Source organism: Microcoleus sp. Pol11C2 (assembly GCF_036701505.1).
GTDB lineage: Bacteria > Cyanobacteriota > Cyanobacteriia > Cyanobacteriales > Microcoleaceae > Microcoleus.
The window spans coordinates 27,144-50,215 of sequence record NZ_JAUBQX010000034.1 but is presented as its reverse complement, the minus strand read 5'-3'; the positions used below and the strand labels follow the sequence as shown (position 1 = coordinate 50,215).

Sequence of the window (23,072 nt, the reverse complement as noted above, 5' to 3'; positions counted from 1 at the left end):
TTTCGCAGTTCTATTTTCCTCAGACTAAACCAATAAAAGTGTATAATTAGTTACAATAGTCAATGTCTGAGATGGGGTAATCCAGATGAGTGCAGCAGTGGATTTGACGAAGCGAGTTTCAGGATATCATCTGGTTGAGCAATTATACTGCGGTTCCAGAACCCTAGTTTATCGAGCTATCCGAGAAACAGACCAGATTCCGGTTGTCATTAAACTATTAAATCGAGACTATCCCAGCTTCAGCGAACTGCTGCAATTCCGCAACCAGTATACCATCGCCAAAAATCTATGCCTGCCTGGAGTCGTAGAACCCTACAATTTAGAGTCCTATCGCCACAGCTATGCCCTAGTGATGGAGGATTTTGGCGGTATTTCTCTACGAGACTACGCCCAAAAGCAAGCGCTGACTCTGGCAGAAATCTTGGAAATTGCCATTCAAATAACTGACATTCTCCATGGACTCTATCGGCATCGAGTCATTCACAAAGATATTAAGCCAGCTAACGTCCTGATTCATCCCGACACTAAACAAGTAAAACTGATTGACTTTAGCATCGCCTCGCTACTGCCGAGAGAAACTCAAGAGATTCAAAATCCCAACGTTTTAGAAGGAACCCTCGCTTATATTTCTCCCGAACAAACCGGACGAATGAACCGAGGCATCGACTACCGCACCGACTTTTATTCTCTGGGAGCCACCTTTTACGAACTGCTGACAGGAAAACTGCCATTTGAATGTGACGACCCCATGGAGTTGGTTCACTGCCATATTGCGAAAAAACCTCCTGCAATAAACAGCCAAGAAATCCCGCAGGTGGTTTCGGATATGGTGATGAAGCTGATGGCAAAGAATGCCGAAAAACGCTATCAAAGTGCCTTGGGATTGAAGTATGACTTAGAACGGTGTTTGCAGCAGTACCAAGAAACTGGAAAGATTGAAACATTTGAGTTAGGAACGCGGGATATATGCGATCGCTTCCTGATTCCCGAAAAACTCTACGGTCGAGAACGAGAAATACAGCAACTTTTAGAAGCTTTTGAACGAGTAGCACAAGGAAACAGCGAAATGATGCTCGTTGCAGGCTTTTCCGGCATAGGAAAAACCGTTGTCGTCAATGAAGTTCACAAACCCATTGTCCGACAGCATGGCTATTTCAGTAAAGGTAAATTTGACCAGTTCAATCGCAATATTCCCTTTTCGGCATTTGTGCAAGCATTCCGCGATTTAATGACACAATTGCTCAGTGAAAGCGAGCTCCAGATCCAAGCATGGAAAACCAAAATTTTAGCAGCCATTGGTGACAACGGACAAGTCATTATTGAAGTCATTCCCGAACTAGAACGGATTATCGGACAACAACCCGCAGCCCCTGAATTGTCGGGGATTGCCGCTCAAAATCTGTTCAATTTGCTATTCCAAAAATTTATTTCTGTCTTCACCACCAAAGAGCATCCCTTAGTGATGTTTCTGGATGACTTACAATGGGCGGATTCGGCATCTTTAAAGTTGATGCAGTTGCTCATAGGTGAATCCCAGTCCAGTCACCTGCTACTAATTGGAGCCTATCGAGACAATGAAGTTACCGCTGCCCATCCCTTGATGTTGACTTTAGATGAAGTCACTAAAACAGGGGCAACTGTCAATACCATCACACTTGCACCTCTGGCTCGAACCAGTTTGAATCAATTAGTAGCAGATACGCTGACTTGTTCTCCTAACTTAGCAGAACCGCTGACGGAGTTGGTGTATCAGAAGACCAAAGGAAACCCATTTTTTGCGACGCAGTTTCTCAAGGCATTGCATCAAGATGAATTGATTATTTTTGATATTAAAGCCGGATATTGGCAGTGCGATATTAGCAAAATTACCGAAGCAGCACTGACGGATGATGTAGTTGAATTCATGGCGCAGCAGTTACAGAAATTGCCAGTGGAAACTCAGGAAGTTTTAAAATTAGCAGCTTGCATTGGCAATCAGTTCGATCTGACAACATTAGCAATTGTTTCGGAAATCTCGGAGACGGGAACGGCAACGGCTTTGTGGAAAACTTTACAGGAAGGTTTTGTTTTACCTCAGAGTGAGATTTATAAATTTTATGTATGGGAAGAAGAAAAGATCGATCGAGCTACTTCTCAAACGGTTGCCTATCGCTTCTTGCACGATCGCGTCCAGCAAGCCGCTTATTCTTTGATTCCGGAAAAAGAACGCGCGATCGCCCATTATCAAATCGGGCAACTGCTGCTGCAACAGATTTCACCAGAAGCTAGAGAAGAACGCATTTTTGAATTAGTCAATCAATTAAATTACGGCACGACGCTGGTTGTCGAAAAAACAGAACGATACGATTTAGCACAACTCAACCTCATTGCTTGCCGCAAAGCGAGATCGGCAACTGCCTATCAAGCAGCCCGCGAATATGCCACAGTGGGGCTGCAACTGCTGGGAACAGACGCTTGGGAACGGCATTACGAAATGACCCTATCCCTGCACGACTTAGCTGCCGAGGTGGCTTTTTTGGCCGGCGATTTTGAGCAGATGCACCAGTGGATTGAAGCGGTGATTCATCATGCGAAAACACCTTTAGAACAGGTGCAAGTTTACCAAGTCAAAATCCAAGCATTGGTCGCCCACAATAAATTTGTCGAGGCGATCGCGATCGGTCAATCGGTCTTCCAAATGTTAGGCGTAAACCTACCAAATGAACCAACCCTAGACGATATTCGGCAGGTGAAGCAAGAAATTGATGCCCTAATTGAAGGTCGCTCCATTGAATCATTCTTTCATCTGCCAAAAATGACCGACCCTCAGCAATTAGCCATTATGCAAAATGCGGCTCGGCTGACACCCGTCTGTTATATGTCAGGAACAAAGCTTTATTTCCTGGTTGTAGCGCTCCAGGCTAAGTTGTCCATCCAATTTGGCAATAGTCCGGTTTCCGCTTTTTGCTATGTGGGTTACGCCTTCCAACTGAGGATGCTGTGGGGCGATATGACAATGGTGCCTCAGTTTGGGCAATTAGGATACCAACTCGCCTTAGAACCCGATGCCAAAAACATTCGAGCCGCAACCGCCATGTTAATGGGGGCATATGTGGGTTCTTGGACGATCCACCTGCAAGAAACGCTGCCGATTCTTCTCGATGGCTATCAAGCTGGATTAGAAACAGGCAATCTAGAATTTATGGGCTACGACGCCCAGTTGTACTGTTTCAATGCTTATTGGTACGGTCAACCCCTCCCTGAACTCGAACCGCAAATTCGCGCCTATTACCAACAGTTGTGCGACCTCCACCAAGTCACAGCAGCAAACTGTGTGTTGGCATACTTGCAGGCGGCTCAAATTCTCTTGGGTCAGTCAGAGGAAGAAATTCCCTTACGCCAGGATGCCTATGAAGAAGAAGTCCTGGCTCAGGCAAAAGTCGATTTTTACCGACTATCCTTCTTCTACTTGTATCGATTCACATTAAATTACTGGTTGGAAGACTTTGCTAAAGCCGAACACGATGCCGCTCAAACGCGACACTATTTGGCTGGAGGGATGGGAAGTATTGTTGAACCGATCTTCTACTTCTATGATTCTCTGAACCTGCTGGCTACTGCGCCCGAATCGATGTCTCAGTCAGAGCCGCGATGGCAGCGAATCGAAGAAAATCAAGCCAAGCTCAAAGACTGGGCAGATTATGGCCCCATGAATTACTTGCACAAATATCATTTAGTTGAAGCCCAAAAAAATTGCGTTCTTGCTCGCAAAACAGAAGCTTTAGAATTTTACGATCTAGCAATTAAAGGAGCTAAGGAAAACGGTTATATCCAAGAGGAAGGATTAGCCAACGAACTCGCGGCCAAATTCTACTGGGAGTGGGGCAAAGAAAAAGTCGCCGCCAGCTATATGCAGGAGGCGTATTACTGTTATGCCCGTTGGGGTGCACTAGCTAAGGTTGAAGACTTAGAAAAAAGGTATCCCCAATTACTTCATCCCATCCTGAATCAGCCCAAACTCCGCTTTAATCCTCTAGAGACGCTGGCAACGATTAGCCACTCTTCGCAGACTTCCAGTAATAGCAGCACCAGTATTTCCGAGGCCCTAGATTTCGCATCTATTGTGCAAGCTGCTCAAGCTTTATCCAGTAAAATTCAGCTTGATGAATTGCTCGACACCCTCAACCAAATTATTTTAAAAACTTCGGGCGCAGAAACTTGTGCTTTGCTACTCCCCCATCAGGATGAATGGCAAATCCGGGCAATAACTCACATCAATCCAGATAACCAGACACCCACTACCCTGGTGCAAATTCAGCCTATACATGGCTCGGCGGTGATTCCGCTCAAGCTGGTTTATTATGTCAAACACACCCTGGAAACTGTGGTTATTGAAGGTGGCAAGACCGATATTCCGGGTTTAATGAATGACTGTACGCTCCAGTATCACTCTCAAAGTATGCTATGTACTCCGATTCTTGATCGCGGGAACTTAGTTGCGATACTTTATCTGGAACATAGCTCGACAAAAGGAGTGTTTACTCGCGATCGTCTCCTCGTCCTCAACTTCCTCTGCACTCAGGCTGCCATTTCCCTAGAAAATGCGCGATTGTATCAGCAAGCCCAGGACTACGCCCACCAGGTGGAACAATCTCAACTGCAATTAGTACAGAGCGAAAAAATGTCGGCGTTGGGGAATTTAGTGGCCGGGGTTGCCCATGAAATTAATAATCCAGTCGGATTTATTTCTGGTAATATTCATGAAGCGATCGCCGCCGTCAAAGATCTGACTACATACCTGCAAGTCTACCAAGAAAAATTTCCCCATCCTGGGGATGACATCGAGGATATAGCAGAAGAACTTGACATCGAATATCTCTTAGAAGATTTACCAAAAATGTTGAATTCGATGCAAATGGGGTGCGATCGCATCCAAGGCATCAGCACCAGTCTTCGTACCTTCTCCCGAGCCGACAAAGATTACAAAGTGCCTTTCAATATTCATGACGGAATTAACAGTACGATTTTGATTCTCAAACACAGATTGAAAGCGAACGAACAGCGTCCAGCTATTGAAGTTGTGAAAGAGTACGGGAACTTGCCCTCAGTGGATTGCTTCCCCGGACAATTAAATCAGGTGTTTATGAATATATTGGCAAATGCCATTGATGCACTGGAAGAATCAAATCGGGAACCGAGTTTAGAGAAGACTAAAGCCCCAGCCAATTGCATCACAATTCGGACAGAAATGAAGTCTAAGGAGTGGGTGACGATTCGCATTTATGACAACGGGCCAGGGATATCAGATGAGATAAAAGCTCAGATTTTTGACCACTTATTTACAACTAAAGGTGTGGGTAAAGGCACGGGATTGGGTTTGGCGATCGCACGGCAGATTGTGGTTGAGAAACACGGCGGTACAATCGAGGTAAATTCTGTATTAGGAGAAGGGACGGAGTTTACTGTATCATTGCCGATGAAATGATAAGACTAGGTAGGCTCTCATATTGGTAAAAACACTTCTTCTGGCTCCTTCCTTCTTCTTCTTTCCTCCTCTCTCCTGCCTCAAAATTTCAATTTAGGGCTGGGTTGCTTTCATTGAGATGCTCCCTAAGACTATCTTGATAGAGCGCCATCTTTCTGTTTAAAAGTGAAAAATCATAAAAGCGGTAGAGTCTGTCTGTTGGGGCTCTCGTAGTTCTATTTTCCTCAGACTCGACCAATAAAAGTGTATACTTACAATAGTTCGGACAGTTTTTATATAGCCCAATGGCTTATGCTCGCTTGACTTTGAGCCACGGTGGATAATTAAATCAATGTCAGCTCCACCCCTGAGGCGACATTTAATTCGACTTTTTTATGCTCCTTGCCCCGCGTAAGCTTGTAGAATCGTTCCCAAAACTGTGCGGAGTATTGATACTTAGTTACAAGAGTCAATGTCTGAGATGGAGTAATCCAGAGGAGTACCGCAGTGGATTTGACGAAGCGAATTTCTGGATATCATCTGGTTGAACAATTATACTGCGGTTCGAGAACCCTAGTTTATCGAGCTATCCGAGAAACAGACGAGATTCCGGTTGTCATTAAACTATTAAATCGAGACTATCCCAGCTTCAGCGAACTGCTGCAATTCCGCAACCAGTACACCATCGCCAAAAACCTACGTCTGCCGGGAGTCGTTGAACCCTACAATTTGGAATCCTATCGCCACAGCTATGCCCTAGTAATGGAGGATTGTGGCGGTATTTCTCTGCGAGACTATGCCCAAGAACGCAAGCTGACTCTAGCAGAAATATTGGAAATTGCCATTCAAATAACTGACATCCTTGACGGACTTTACCGAAACCGAGTCATCCACAAAGATATTAAGCCAGCTAACGTCCTCATACATCCCGAAACCAAACAAATTAAACTCATAGACTTTAGCATCGCCTCGCTACTGCCGAGAGAAACTCAAGAGATTCAAAATCCCAACGTTTTAGAAGGAACCCTCGCTTATATTTCTCCCGAACAAACTGGACGAATGAACCGAGGCATCGACTACCGCACTGACTTTTATTCTCTGGGAGCCACATTTTACGAACTGCTGACAGGAAAACTGCCATTTGAATGTGACGACCCGATGGAGTTGGTTCACTGCCATATTGCGAAAAAACCTCCTGCAATAAACAGCCAAGAAATCCCGCAGGTGGTTTCGGATATGGTGATGAAGCTGATGGCAAAAAATGCCGAAAAACGCTATCAAAGTGCCTTGGGATTGAAACATGACTTAGAAAAGTGTTGGCAGCAGTGCCAAAAAACTGGAAAAATTGAAAGCTTTGAATTAGGAAAGCGGGATATATGCGATCGCTTCCTGATTCCCGACAAACTCTATGGTCGAGAAAAAGAAGTTAATCACCTATTAGCTGCCTTTGAGCGAATCAGCACAGGTAGCACCGAAATGATGCTAGTAGCAGGTTTTTCGGGAATTGGGAAAACCGCCGTTGTCAATGAAGTTCATAAACCCATTGTCCGTCAGCGCGGTTATTTTATCAAAGGCAAATACGATCAATTTCAACGCAACATTCCCTTCAGTGCCTTTGTGCAAGCATTCCGCGACTTAATGGGTCAATTGCTATCAGAATCGGATACCCAATTGCAAAGATGGAAAACCCAGGTTTTAGCAGCAGTGGGAGACAACGGACAAGTCTTAATTGATGTGATTCCTGAGTTAGAAGGCATAATTGGCGCTCAACCTCCTGCAACAGAATTGTCAGGAAGTGCCGCCCAAAATCGCTTTAATCTGCTCATGCAGAATTTTGTGCAAGTTTTTACAAGCAAAGAACATCCTTTAGTGATGTTTTTGGATGACTTGCAATGGGCGGATTCAGCCTCCCTAAATTTGCTACAACTATTGATGAGGGATACAGGATATTTATTAGTATTGGGGGCCTATCGAGATAATGAAGTTTCGCTTGTGCATCCATTTATCTTAACAGTGGATGAGATAGTTAAAACTGGGGCAACAGTGAATAGGATTACTTTGCCAGCGTTAAGCGAACCAGATATGAATTTGTTGGTGGCAGATACGCTAAATTGCAACTCATCCCTGGCCCAACCTTTGACAAAATTAGTGTATCAAAAAACTCAGGGAAATCCTTTCTTTGCTATTCAGTTTCTCAAGGCATTACATGACGATAAGCTAATTAGCTTTAATTGGGAGATTCGGCATTGGCAGTGTGATATTGCCCAAGTCAAAGCCTTAGTGTTCACTGATGATGTCGTTGAATTCATGGCATTGCAATTGCAGAAGTTGCCGCCAGAAACTCAGGAGGTTCTAACATTAGCTGCTTGTATTGGAGCGCAGTTTGATTTGAATACGTTAGTAATTGTCAGTGAGCAATCTGCGGGAATGACGGCTACTGCTTTATGGAAAGCATTGCAGGAAGGTTTGGTGATTCCCACGACAAAAATCTATAAGTTCTTTACCCAATCGGATAGTGATGAAGTTTTCAAGGCTTCAGCTAATCCCACTTATCGATTTTTACACGATCGAGTCCAACAAGCTGCCTATTCTCTGATTCCCGATGAGCTAAAAACCGCAACTCACCTCAAAATAGGACGGTTACTGCTCGAAAATTTATCGAAGATTGAGCTTGAGGAAAAACTGTTCGATCTTGTAGGGCATTTGAATTTAGGAATTGAGTTAATTGCTCAATCAAGGGAACGGCAAGAATTAGCTCAACTGAATTTGCAAGCTGGAGTGAAGGCGAGAAATTCGACAGCTTACGCCGCAGCAAGAGTTTATTTACAAACTGGAATTGAGTTACTGACAGCTAACTGCTGGCAACATCAGTATGAATTAACTTTGAATCTGTATGTGGCATCGGCTGAAGTGGCCTATTTGAATGGTGACTTTGAGGAAATGGAACAGCAAGCCGGAGTGGTGTTGCGATCCGCTCAAACCATACTAGACCGAGTGAAAATTTATGAGATCCAAATCAGCGCACTCACAGCGCAGAGTCAGATGTTGGAAGCAATATCTGTTGGCAAAAATGCGCTGGTAGAATTAGGGGTTGAGTTCTCATCTGAACCTGATGAAGCCTTGACAGGCAAAGCACTACAAACCCTTGGCGCTCGCCTTCAGGGTAAACAGATTTCAGAACTGATTAACCTCCCTGCGATGAGCGACTCAGAGACAATTGCAGCGATGCAACTATTAGCCATGTTGTTTTCAGCGATTTTTTCAGCCTCTCCTGCCTTGCTACCTCTGTATTGCTCCACAATGGTGAGTCTATCTCTCCAATTTGGAAATGCGCCCGCATCAACAATCGGATATGTAGGTTATGGCATGGTGTTATCTGCTTTTTTAGGAGAAGTAAAAACAGGTTATGATTTCGGGCGATTGGCACTGAACTTAGTCACTCAGTTGAATGTACGGGAATTTAAGTCCTCCGCTTTACTGTTTTTTGGCGCTTTCCTCCAGCATCGTCAAGAACCACTGAGGGCAGTAATACCAACTCTCAAAGATAGCTATTTAGCGGGGATGGAAACAGGTGATTTCCTCAATGCTGGCTACAGTATAGCTATTTGTTTTTACGATCATCTATTCGGTGGAGTGGCTCTGGACGATTGGGTACTAGAAATAAAAAATTACTGTGTTGTCTTAGCGACTCTGAAGCAAGATTCTCCTCTGGCTTACCTAAAGGCAACACAACAAACGGCGCAGAACTTGACGGAAATTGTCAAGCAACCGGATTTATTAATCGGTACTGCCTACGATGAAACTGTGATGTTTCCTAAGCAGTATCAAAATAACGAACTCACTGTCCTTGCTGTTGTTTATATCTATAAACTGATGCTTGCCTATATTTTTGGCAACTACACCAATGCCCTAGACTACCTTACACAAGCTAACCGCTATTTGATGGGAGCGACAGGAATGATTCAAATTCCTGTTTTTCATTTCTATGCTGGCTTAACCTACCTGGCACTATGCTATATGGAGTCAGAAAGTGAGCAAGCAAACACTCTTGGCAGGATGGAAATTCATCAAACGAATATTACTCAATGGGCGGATCATGCCCCCATGAATCACCAACATAAAGTTGACTTAATCAAGGCAGAAAAATGTCGAGTGTTAGGACACAAAGCAGAAGCAAGTGAGCTATACGACAAGGCAATTTCTGGAGCCAAAGCCAACGAATACATCCAAGAAGAAGCACTGGCCAATGAACTAGCCGCCAACTTTTACCTCGACTGGGGTAAACAGCGCATTGCCCAGGAATACATGACAAACGCCTACTATGGCTATGCTCGTTGGGGCGCTAAAGCCAAAGTCGCCGACTTAGAAAAACGCTATCCTCAACTACTGGCTCCCATCTTCCAGCAAACCCGTTCTCCCCTCTCCCCTCACGAAACTATCTTCACATTGGGAAGTGTCACTTCCACCAGTTCTCCCAGTTCCAGCAGTAGCAGCGTCTCTGTAGCTTTAGATTTAGCTGCGATTCTCAAAGCTTCCCAAACTCTTTCTGCCGAAATCGAATTGGAAAAACTGCTGGCATCGTTGCTGAGAATTGTCATCGAAAATGCGGGGGCTGATAAATGCGTGTTAATGCTCTTGCAAGACTCGCGCCTGCTAATCAAAGGGTCAATTAGCGTGGGGATGGAGCCAGTCGTGTTGCAGCGCCTTCTGGTTGAAGACAGTCAAGAAATTCCTCTGAAGCTAGTTTACAAAGTCAAGCACGATAGGCGAACTGTTGTACTGATTGATGCGACGACCGATCCTACTTTAGCCAATGACCCATACATCATGCGTCAGCAGCCTAGGAGTATCTTGTGCAGCCCGATTTTGCATCAAGGTAAATTGATAGGCATTTTATATCTGGAAAATAATTTAGCGGCGGGGGCGTTCACGAGCGATCGGGTTGAAGTGCTGAATCTAATTTGCTCTCAAGCTGCCATATCTTTGGAAAATGCCCGTCTTTATCAAGAATCCCAACAAGCCCTTACAGACCTCAAACAGGCACAACTAAAAATAGTCCAAAGTGAAAAAATGTCGGCATTGGGCAATTTAGTAGCTGGGGTCGCTCACGAAATCAACAACCCTGTAGGCTTCCTTGCTGGCAACATTACCCCTGCTTTAGATTACATTAATGATTTGTTTGGATTGCTCGATCTATTTGAGCAAGAATATCCTAATTACACTGCGGCAATTCAAGAGGAAATTGAAGCGATAGACCTCGATTATATCCGGGAAGACTTACCAAAGTTAGTGGGTTCCATGAGGGAAGGAGTGAAGCGAATCAAAGGCATCAGCACCAGTCTTCGCATCTTTTCCCGTGGCGATAGCGATCGCCCCGTTGCCTGCAATATCCACGACGGGATTGATAGCACAATTATGATCCTCAAACATCGCCTCAAGGCAAACGACACTCGCCCTGAGATTCGGGTAATTAAAGAGTATGGTGATTTACCGGAAGTAGAATGTTATGCAGGACTGATCAATCAGGTATTTATGAATTTGTTGGCTAATGCGATAGATGCTTTAGAAGAATCAAATGCGGGACGTAGTTATGCTGAAATCAAAATTAATCATAATCAAATTATTATCAACACTGAATTATCGGAAGCTCAGCAGAAAGCAATAATTCGTATCAAAGATAACGGTATTGGCATGAGTGAGACGGTGAGGCAGAAGGTTTTTGATGATTTATTTACTACCAAGGGAGTAGGGAAAGGCACGGGATTGGGATTGGCGATCGCACGGCAGATTGTGGTTGAGAAGCACGGCGGTACAATTGAGGTAAATTCTGTATTAGGAGAAGGGACGGAGTTTACGATATCATTGCCTACAAACGGATGAAGTTAATTATACGAGCGCCGCATTTAACCCTTACACATAGAGGCGCACATTAATTTTTAGCAGTCAATATTTGAGATGAGGATAGCCAAAATGAATGCAGGTATAGATTTAACCAGTCCAATTGCCGGATACCGTCTAATCGAGCAACTGTACAGTGGTTCTAAAACCCTGGTTTATCGAGCCATTAGAGAAATTGCTCAGCTTCCAGTTGTCATTAAACTATTAAATAAAGACTATCCCAGTTTCAGCGAACTGCTGCAATTCCGCAACCAGTATACCATCGCCAAAAACCTACGTCTGCCGGGAGTCGTTGAACCCTACAATTTGGAATCCTATCGTCACAGCTATGCCCTAGTAATGGAGGATTTTGGCGGTATTTCTCTGCGAGACTATGCCCAAGAACGCAAGCTGACTCTAGCAGAAATATTGGAAATTGCCATTCAAATAACTGACATCCTGGACGGACTTTACCGAAACCGAGTCATCCACAAAGATATTAAGCCAGCTAACGTCCTCATACATCCCGAAACCAAACAAGTCAAACTGATTGACTTTAGCATCGCCTCGCTACTGCCGAGAGAAACTCAAGAGATTCAAAATCCCAACGTTTTAGAAGGAACCCTCGCTTATATTTCTCCCGAACAAACTGGACGAATGAACCGAGGCATCGACTACCGCACCGACTTTTATTCTCTGGGAGCCACATTTTACGAATTGCTGACAGGAAAACTGCCATTTGAATGTGACGACCCGATGGAGTTGGTTCACTGCCATATTGCGAAAAAACCTCCTGCAATAAACAGCCAAAAAATCCCGCAGGTGGTTTCGGATATGGTGATGAAGCTGATGGCAAAAAATGCCGAAAAACGCTATCAAAGTGCCAAGGGATTGAAACATGACTTAGAAAAGTGTTTGCAGCAGTGCCAACAAACTGGAAAAATTGAAAGCTTTGAATTAGGAAAGCGGGATATATGCGATAGCTTCCTGATTCCCGACAAAATTTATGGACGAGAAACCGAAGTAAAAACGCTCATTCAAGCCTTTGAAAGAGTCAGCGAAGGTGCAACAGAAATCATGCTAGTTGCAGGTTTTTCAGGGATTGGAAAAACCGCAGTTATAAACGAAGTTCATAAGCCCATTGTCCGTCAGCGCGGTTATTTTATTAAAGGCAAATATGACCAATTTCATCGCAACATTCCCTTCAGCGCCTTTGTGCAAGCATTCCGCGATTTAATGGGGCAATTGCTATCCGAATCAGATTGGCAATTAGAAACATGGAAAAGCCAGATATTAACTGCATTGGGAGACAACGGACAAGTCTTAATTGACGTAATTCCTGAGTTGGAAAATATTATCGGTAAACAGCCAGCCGCCCTTGAATTATCGGGAACAGCCGCCCAAAATCGCTTTAATCTCTTATTGCCAAAATTTGTGCAAGTCTTTACCAGTAAAGAACATCCGTTAGTCATGTTTTTAGATGACTTGCAATGGGCAGATTCCGCATCACTTAACTTGCTGAAATTATTGATGCAAGATGCTGGGTATCTATTAATATTAGGTGCTTATCGAGATAATGAAGTCTCCCCCGTACATCCATTCATTTTAACAGTGGATGAAATTGTCAAAAGTGGGGCAACGGTGAATACAATTACTTTACCACCGTTAAGGGAACTTGATATGAATCAATTAGTGGCAGATACACTAAATTGTGAATCATCCCTAGCCAAGCCTTTAACAAAATTGGTCTATCAAAAAACTCAAGGTAATCCTTTTTTTGCGACCCAGTTTCTAAAAGCATTACATGATGACAAGTTAATTAGCTTTGATTGCGAAATTCAATATTGGCAATGCGATATTGCCCAAGTGAAGGCCTTAGCAATTACTGATGATGTCGTTGAATTCATGGCATTGCAATTACAGAAATTGCCCAGAGAAACTCAGGATAGTCTCAGACTAGCGGCTTGTATAGGGGCGCAGTTTGATTTGAATACCTTAGCAATTGTCAGTGAGAAATCACCAGACAGTAGCGCCACAGCTTTATGGAAAGCCTTGCAGGAATGTTTGGTAATTCCTACTACCGAAATCTATAAGTTCTTTACCCAATCTGATAGCGAGGAAGTTTTCAATGATTCCGCTAATCCGACTTATCGATTTTTACACGATCGCGTCCAACAAGCGGCTTATTCATTGATTCCTGACGAGCAAAAACAGCAGACCCATTACCATATTGGGCAACTACTCCAACAAAACTTATCAGAGATAGAAAAAGAGGAAAAGCTGTTTGATATTGTCGGGCATTTAAATTTAGGAATTGAGTTCATGACTCAAGCAGAGGAACGGGAAGCCTTAGCCAGATTGAACTTAGCAGCCGGACAGAAAGCCAGAAATTCTACAGCCTATGCAGGCGCCAGAAGTTTTGTGAAAACAGGGCGGGAGTTACTCACTGAAAATTGTTGGCAAACTCAGTATGAATTAACCCTGAATCTTTATGTAGCTGCGGCTGAAACGGCTTACTTAAATGCCGATTTTAATGGCATGGAAGAAATGGCAGCCCAGGTTTTGCGATCGGCGAAAACAATACTAGATAAAGTCAAGATATTTGAGATTCAAATCAACGCACTGACAACTCAGAGTCAGATGTTAGAAGCGATCGCTATCGGCACCAATGCCCTAGCACAATTGGGGATTGAACTCCCCTATGAAACTGACGAAGCATTGACACGCATTGCATTACAAAACCTTGCCAACCAACTGGAGGGCAAACAGATCGAGGAACTGGTTAACCTTCCCGTGATGAGCGATCCTCGGACAATCGCGGCGATGCAATTGTTAGGCATCTTGTTTCCGGCTATTTTTATGGGAAATCCTGCCTTGCAGCCTCTGCTTTGTGCCACAATGGTCAGTATATCACTTCAATTTGGCAATGCACCAGCATCAACAATCGGGTATGTGGGTTATGGCATTGTGCTGTCTGGTTTTTTCGGAGAAGTAGAAAAAGGTTATCGCTTTGGGCGAGTAGCACTGAGCTTACTCAATCAGTTGAATTGGCCAGAATTTAAATGTATCACTTTACTTTGGTTTGGCTGTTTTATTCAGCATCGTCAAGAACCACTGAGGGCAACCATCCCAACTGCGAAAGAAGGGTATTTAGTCGGAATGGAAACAGGTGATTTTCTCAATGCTGGCTACTGCGTCAGTAGTTATTTATATAATAACTTTTTTTCGGGGGTAGAGATTGATGATTGGCACGCAGAAATAGAAAATTATTGTGCTGTCTTAACGACTGTGAAGCAATATTCTCCTATGTTTTACGTGAAGATGACACAACAGACGGTGCAGAACTTGAGGGAAATTGTCAATCAACCGGATTTGTTAATCGGTCAGGCTTATGATGAAACCGTGATGTTTCCTCAGCATAATCAGAATAGAGAGCTTACTGCACTCGCTCTTGCCTATAACTACAAACTAATGCTTGCCTATCTCTTTGGCCACTACACCAACGCCCTAGACTACATTGCTCAAGCAAGCCTCTATTTGAGGGTGGCGGCCGCAATGATTCATACTCCGGTTTTCCATTTCTATGCCGGGTTAACCTACTTGGCAGTCTGCTCTACGCAGTCAGAAATTGAGCAAGCCAACAGTCTCGCTTTGGCAGAAACCCATCAAACCACTTTGGCTCAATGGGCACACCAGGCGCCGATGAATCACAAACATAAAATTGACTTGGTAGAAGCAGAAAAATGCCGGGTTTTAGGCAAGAATTATGAAGCTGGAGATTGGTACGATCGCGCAATTGCCGGAGCCAAGAAAAACGAATATATCCAAGAAGAAGCTTTAGCTAACGAACTAGCTGCGAAATTCTACTTAGATTGGGGGAAAGAAAAAGTTGCACAATCTTACATGATTGAGGCGTATTACTGTTATTCGCGTTGGGGTGCAAAGGCTAAAGTTGCTTATTTAGAACAACACTATCCACAACTACTGAAAGCTATTCTCCAACCTGCTAATTTTGTCGCCACATCTGGAACAACCCTCAACCCCACCTGGATGAGAAGCCTAACTAGCGTCAGTAGTAGCGAGAATTTATGGTTAGATTTTCCAGCCGTAATGATGGCAGCACAAGCCATTTCACAAGAAATTGAATTAGAGAAACTGTTAGCCACTTTGATGCAGATTACGCTGGCGAATGGGGGAGCACAAATCGGTTGTTTAGTGCTTCGCCAAGACCGACAATGGTTAGTCGTCGCTCAAACCGCACAAAAGCAGACAAAAATATTAGAAATTCCTCTGGAACAATATGAGGAAATTCCTCACAGTTTGATTTATGCCGTGGCACGAACTCAAGCGACTGCTGTTTTTGACAACTTAAGTACAGCCGACCAATTTGCAGGCGATCGCTATATTATCGCTCATCAACCTAAATCAGTTTTATGTACTCCAATTATTCGCCAAGGAAAACTCGTCGGTATTGTGTACTTAGAAAATAACTTAACACTGGGAGCATTTACTAATGAGCGAGTAGAAATTCTCCAGATACTCGCAGCTCAAGCGGCGATCTCTATTGATAATGCTCGTTTATATAAACAAATAGAGAAATATTCCCAAAGCTTAGAAGCAGAAGTAGCGCAAAAAACGGAAGATTTAAGCCAAAAAGCTTTTGATTTAGAGCAAGCATTTAAAAACTTACAACAAACCCAATCACAATTAATTCAGAGCGAAAAAATGTCATCTCTGGGTCAACTGGTAGCGGGGATTGCTCACGAAATCAACAATCCAGTAACATTTATTCGTAGTAATGTTGCACATATAGAGGATTATGTCAAAGATTTGCTTATTTTACTTGATATTTATCAACAAGAGTATCCTGAAGCGAGTGGAGTAATTCAAGCGAAAAGAGAAGAAATGGATTTAGAATTTATGTGGGAAGATTTAATTAAAATTCTGGTATCTATGAAAGCAGGGAGCGATCGCATTAGCCAAATTATCCTTAGTTTGCGTAACTTTTCCCGCTTAGATGAAGCAGAGATGAAAGCAGTAGATTTACATACCGGAATTGAAAGCACTTTGCTAATTTTACAAACTCGCTTAAGACTGAGCGATGGGAAATCAGAAATACAAGTTATTAAAGAGTATGGAAATCTGCCCAATGTCATTTGTTATGCTAGTGAGATAAATCAAGTATTTCTGAGTATTATCAGTAACGCTATTGATGCTCTTCAATCAATTAATAAAACAGAAAAAACTCCTGTAATCAAGATTCAGACTGAAGTCATAGAAACAGACAGGGTTAGAATTAAAATCACTGATAATGGTGCCGGTATCCCGGCGAATATTCAATCCCGAATATTCGATCCATTCTTTACAACTAAACCAGTGGGTAGCGGTACAGGTTTGGGTTTATCTGTTAGCTATGGTATTGTCAAAAAACATGGCGGTAAATTAACCTGTAATTCTAGAGTGGGAGATGGTACTGAGTTAGCGATCGAGATTCCTATCAGCTATATTAGAGCCTAAAGAAGTTTCTTACTGCTACGCCCGTTGAGAGGTAAAACAAAAGATATGCGCTCATTTATTTACAACTAAAGGTGTGGGTAAAGGCACTGGATTGGGTTTGGCGATCGCACGTCAAATCGTTTTTGAAAAACATAGCGGTTTTATTCACATCAACTCTCGACTGGGAGCCGGAACAGAATTTATCATCACCTTACCAACTAATGCCTAACAAAAAAGTTAATTTTTTTATCTTCTTCAGACCCATTTAACCGCTCGTTAACCCACCAATTATTAAATAACAACAACCATGAATAACTCTCACCAAAACCGCAACCCAAACACAAGCATTCAAATTCCTAACTATCAAATTCTCCAAACAGTTTATTCAGGAAGTCGCACCTTAGTTTATCGGGCAATCCGTATCAGTGACCGATTACCTGTCGTCATCAAACTGCTGAAAAACGAGTATCCCATTTTTAGCGAGCTGGTGCAATTTCGCAATCAATATACCATTTCTAAAAACCTTTGTCAACCCGGAATTATCCAAACGTATAGTCTCGAACCCTCTCGAAATGGCTATGCATTAGTCATGGAAGACTTTGGGGGAATTTCGCTTCAGGAATGGGCGATTAAAGGGAAAAACGCACTATCTTTGAGAGAGTTTTTGGAAATCGCGATCGCTCTTTGCAATACCTTAGATATTCTCTACCGAAAGCGCATCATTCACAAAGACATAAAGCCCAGCAATATCTTAATTAATCCCGAAACCAAACAAGTCAAATTAATTGACTTTAGTATTGCGTCTTTACTTCCAAGAGAAACACAAACTTTGATAAATCCCAATGTATTAGAAGGGACACTTGCTTATATTTCCCCAGAACAAACTGGTCGAATGAATCGGGGGATTGACTATCGAAGTGACTTTTATTCTTTGGGTGTGACTTTCTACGAATTACTCACAGGGAAATTACCATTTGAATCAAATGACCCAATGGAGTTGGTACATTGTCATATTGCCAAAGCAGCACTATTAGTACATGAAAATAACCCACAACTCCCCTCGGTAGTCTCAGAGATTGTCAGTAAATTGATGGCAAAAAACGCCGAAGATAGATATCAAAGTGCATTAGGACTGAAATATGATTTAAAAAAATGTTTACATCAACTACAAAAAACTGAGAAAATTCAGAGCTTTAAAATTGCACAACGGGATAGGAGCGATCGCTTCATCATCCCCGACAAACTCTACGGACGAGAAACCGACGCAGCAACCCTGCTCCAAGCCTTTAAAAGAGTCAGCTTAGGCGCAACAGAAATGATGCTAGTGGCAGGTTTTTCTGGAATTGGCAAAACCGTCGTCGTCAACGAAGTTCATAAACCCATTGTGCGGCAACGCGGCTACTTCATCAAAGGTAAATATGACCAGTTCAACCGCAACATCCCGTTGAGTGCCTTTGTGCAAACCTTCCAGAACTTGATGGGACAAATATTGAGTGAAAGTGATACTCAGGTGACGCAGTGGAAAGACAAAATCCTCTCAGCTTTGGGTGAGAACGGGCAAGTCCTAATTGAAGTCATTCCCGAACTCGAACAGATTATCGGCAAACAACCTGCTGCCCCTGAACTTTCAGGTAGTGCCGCCCAGAACCGCTTCAACTTGCTATTCCAGAAATTCATTGCCGTATTCGCTAAAGCAGAACATCCTTTAGTGATGTTCCTCGATGACTTGCAGTGGGCAGATTCAGCCTCATTGAGCTTGATGCAAGTGTTGCTGAGTCAAAGCGAGGTGGGCTATCTGCTAACGATCGGGGCATACCGAGATAATGAAGTCTTCCCCGCTCATCCACTAATGCTGACATTGGAAGAGATGAAGAAAGACTCAGCAACTATCAGCACCCTTACCCTCACCCCGTTAAGTCAATCTCACATCAATCGTTTGGTTGCCGACACCCTCAGTTGTTCCACAGTTCTAGCGCAACCGCTGACAGAGTTAATCTATCAAAAAACCAAAGGCAACCCTTTCTTTGCCACGCAGTTTCTCAAAACCCTGCATCAGGAGGGCTACATTGCCTACGATCTGCAAGTCGGACACTGGCAGTGCGATATGGTAGCAGTGCGATCGCTCTGGCTCACTTCGGATGTGGTGGAGTTCATGGCGCTGCAATTACAAAAGTTGCCAGAAGCCACTCAAGAGATACTGAAGCTAGCTGCTTGTGTGGGGGCACAGTTCGATCTGGAAACATTGGCGATCGTTTCACAACGATCGCCAACCGATGCCGCAACAGCATTGTGGAAAGCCTTGCAGGAAGGCTTGATTTTACCCACGAGTCAGATTTACAAGTTTTTTCAGGGTGCGGGACAGTCTGAGGCAGAGGATACTGTTAATCCGACCTATCGATTTTTGCATGATCGCGTCCAGCAAGCCGCCTATTCTTTAATTCCCGCTGACAACAAACAAGCAACCCACCTGCAAATTGGACAACTGCTCCAGCAAAAACTCTCAGAAATAGACCGAGAAGACAAGTTATTTGATATTGTCGGGCATTTGAATTTAGCCATTGAGTTAATCGCGCCACCGGAGGAACGGCAAGCTCTAGCACAACTGAACTTGAAAGCGGGAACTAAGGCCAGAAGTGCGACCGCTTATGCTGCGGCAAAGGTTTATTTGCAAAGCGGGTTGGAGTTACTTTCGCCAGACTGCTGGGAAACTCAGTACGAATTGACGCTCAATCTGTATGTAGCCGCCGCCGAAGCCAGTTACTTGAATAGTGACTTTGAGGGCATGGAGCAGCTTGCCACATTCGTCTTGCAGCAGGCACAGACGATTCTCCACACAGTGAAAATCTACGAAATTCAAATCGCAGCACACACGGCTCGCAACCAAACATTGCAGGCGATCGCAGTCGGTGCAAAGGCGTTGAAGCAATTGGGGGTAGAGTTTCCGACAGAAGCAGACTCAGCCAGGATTGGCAGTGCTTTACAGCAGCTTAAGGAGCAACTCCAGGGCAGAGAAATTGCCGAACTGGTTGATTTGCCCGCGATGAGCGACCCCAATGCTCAAGCCGCCATCCAACTGTTAGGAAGGTTATTTTCACCCGTGTACCAGGGGATGCCGGCATTGCTGCCTCTGTTGGGCGCGACGATGGTGCGGTTATCCCTAGAGTTTGGTAATGCCCCCGCTTCAACGATCGGCTATGTGGTTCACAGCATGGTACTGTGTGCCTTTTTCGGCGAAGTCGAAACTGGCTATAAGTTTGGTCGATTAGCACTCTCAATGCTGGAGCAGGTGACTACTCAAAGTATGAAGTGCATCACTTTGGGGATGTTTGGGTTTTTCATTCAACCTCACCAAGAAGCGTTGCGGGCAGCACTTGTGACGTTGAAAGAGAGTTACAAGGCAGGTATGGAAACAGGTAATCTGCTCAGTGCCGGCTACGACATAGGAAGCTACTCCCATCTGGCTTTTTTCGCAGGTGTAGAGCTAGACCTGTTGGAACCCGAATTAGCAGCTTACAGTGCTGCTATGGCTCAGATGAACAATGATTCGGCGGGTTTTCTTTTGGACATGACGTGGCAAACGGTAAAGAATTTGCGAGAAACGGTGAGCCAGCCCGATCGCCTAATGGGTACTGCCTATGATGAAACCGTGATGCTGCCCAAGCACCAGCAGGATAACGAACTCATGATGATTGTCGTTGTCTACATCTTCAAACTGCTGCTTGCCTACTCATGTGGCAATTATCCGGCTGCTCTCGATATCCTCACCAAACTCAAGCCCTGTTGGATGGTACTATCGGGAACGGTTTTTATTCCCATTTTCCATTTCTATGCGGCGCTGACGCATCTGGCACTCTTCCCCACCGGGTCAGAACCAGAGCAAACTGAACTTTTGACTGTGGTTGCTACCCATCAAGCGGCTCTGCACCAATCGGCGCACAATGCCCCGATGAATCACTTGCACAAATGGCATCTGGTGGAAGCAGAGCGATATCGGGTGTTGGGTGACAAAGCCGCTGCCATTGAGCATTACGATCGGGCGATCGCGCTGGCTCAAGAACACCAATTCATCCACGAAGCAGCTTTAGGCAATGAACTAAGTGCTAAGTTCTATCTGGAATGGAACAAAGAGCGCATCGCCCAGGAATACATGACCCAAGCCTACTACGGCTATGCTCGCTGGGGAGCCAAAGCCAAAGTTGCAGACCTAGAACGTCGCTACCCGCAACTGCTGGCTGCTATCCTTGGGCAAGCTCACTCTGCCCTCTCGGTCAACGAAACCGTCTTTGCAGTAGGAACCGTCACCTCCACCACTTCCTCCTTCAGTGTCTCCAATTCCCTCGACATCTGTGCCATCCTCAAAGCTTCTCATGCTATTTCCGGTGAAATCGAACTGGAAAAACTACTTTCATCGTTACTTTCGATCGTCATCGAAAATGCTGGAGCCGATAAATGCGTGTTAATGCTGTTGCGAGACGATCGCCTGCTGATCAAAGGGTCAATTACTGTAGGGAAAGAGCCAGTCGTGTTGCAGCGCCTTCTGGTTGAAGAGAGTCAAGAAATTCCCCTGAAGCTGATTTACAAAGTCAAGCGTGACAGGCAGACTGTTGTGCTACTTGATGCCAGTGCCGATCCTACTTTAGCCAATGACCCGTATATCATGCGTCAGCAGCCGAAGAGTATCTTGTGTAGCCCGATTTTGCATCAAGGTAAGTTGATGGGCATTTTATATCTAGAGAATAATTTAGCAACGGGGGCGTTCACGAGCGATCGCGTTGAACTACTTAACTTACTTTGCGCTCAAGCGGCGATTTCCTTAGAAAATGCTCGACTTTACGAGCGATCTCAGAACTATGCTCAACAGCTAGAACAGTCTCTGGAAGAGTTAAAGAATAGTGAAGCCCGCTTTCAGAAACTTGCCAATAACGTACCTGGCTTGATTTATCAGATTCGGATTCAAGCCGATGGTTCTGCTTCAGTGCCCTACGTCAGTTCTGGATGTCAAACACTCTATGAAGTGGCGGCAGAGGATGTGATGCTAGGAAAATACAGCCTACGCGATTTTGAACATCCCGACGATCGAGCAGAGGGGTTTCGGGCAGTTATCGAGTCCGCTCAAACGCTCACCCCATTTCAACATGAGTGGCGGATTATTACTCCCAGTGGGAAAGTGAAATGGGTGAAAGCCGCTGCTCAGCCAGAACGTAGAGAAGACGGAGAAACTGTTTGGGATGGAATGCTGATTGATATTACCGATCGCAAGCAAGCAGAAGCAGTGGTAATTCAAAAATCACAGGAACTCGAACAGACTCTGGCAGATTTGCAGAACACCCAACTGCAAATGGTGCAAAGCGAAAAAATGGCATCACTCGGAAATCTGGTAGCAGGTGTTGCTCATGAAATCAACAACCCCGTCGGCTTTATTTGGGGCAATTTGAATGAAACCCAGCAAACGGTGCAAGACTTAGTGGAGCATCTCAATCTCTATCGCGATCGCGCCTCAGAAACAGAGCTTGCAGACCATGCCGAAGATATCGATTTAGACTATATCATCGAAGACTGGCCTAAAATGGTTGACTCCATGAAACTGGGATGCGATCGCATTAAAAGTATCAGCACTTCGCTCCGCACCTTTTCTAGAGCTGACAAAGACTATAAAGCGCCCTTCAACATCCACGAGGGCATAGATAGTACGCTCTTAATTCTCAAATATCGATTGAAAGCGAACGATGAGCGACCCGCCATTGAAGTAGTGAAAGACTACGGCAATATTCCGGCGATCGAATGCTTCCCGGGACAGCTTAACCAGGTGTTTATGAACATTCTAGCCAATGCGATCGATGCGTTAGATGAATCAAATACTGGTCGAACTTTTGCGGAAATTCAGGCAAATCCCAACCGCATTACAATTACAACCTCACTAGAAGATAACCAGGTGAAAATTACCATTACTGATAATGGAAATGGTATGAGTGAATCAGTCAAAGAGAAAATCTTCGATCATTTGTTTACGACGAAAGCGGTAGGGAAAGGAACGGGATTAGGATTGGCGATCGCACGGTTGATTGTAGTTGAGCAACACTTTGGTATGCTCGAAGTCAACTCAACTTTAGGTCGCGGTACAGAATTTATAATTTCACTGCCATGTTGAGCATTAGCTGGGTAATTTATAGCCAATTTTGGGATTTTTATTAAAAATTGAAAGTTTTTTACACGCCACTTTACAATTTATAGTAAGCGATAACTTCTGCCAAATTTT

The 23,072-nt window shown here is 44.1% G+C and carries 5 protein-coding genes; all 5 read left to right on the top strand.

Annotated features, from left to right (window positions below; translation table 11 throughout):
* Positions 1 to 85: 85 nt before the first annotated feature.
* The 5 genes from QUA42_RS18820 (at position 86) to QUA42_RS18800 (ending at position 22,964) form a co-directional block, all read left to right on the top strand.
* On the top strand, positions 86 to 5,464 hold the full coding sequence (locus tag QUA42_RS18820) for an AAA family ATPase (RefSeq protein ID WP_333139048.1): 5,379 nt from the start codon (positions 86 to 88) through the stop codon (positions 5,462 to 5,464).
* A gap of 486 nt (positions 5,465 to 5,950) precedes the next feature.
* A complete protein-coding gene (locus tag QUA42_RS18815; RefSeq protein WP_333139046.1) occupies positions 5,951 to 11,323 on the top strand; it encodes an AAA family ATPase in 5,373 nt (1,790 codons plus the stop codon).
* A gap of 90 nt (positions 11,324 to 11,413) precedes the next feature.
* On the top strand, positions 11,414 to 16,837 hold the full coding sequence (locus QUA42_RS18810; RefSeq protein WP_333139045.1) for an AAA family ATPase: 5,424 nt from the start codon (positions 11,414 to 11,416) through the stop codon (positions 16,835 to 16,837).
* Between the two features lie 73 nt (positions 16,838 to 16,910).
* Entirely contained in the window at positions 16,911 to 17,045 is a 135-nt protein-coding gene (locus tag QUA42_RS18805) for an ATP-binding protein (RefSeq protein WP_445301339.1), read from the top strand.
* Positions 17,046 to 17,123: 78 nt separating this feature from the next.
* Positions 17,124 to 22,964, top strand: a complete 5,841-nt coding sequence (locus tag QUA42_RS18800; protein WP_333139043.1) for an AAA family ATPase — start codon at positions 17,124 to 17,126, stop codon at positions 22,962 to 22,964.
* The last annotated feature ends 108 nt before the right edge of the window (positions 22,965 to 23,072 follow it).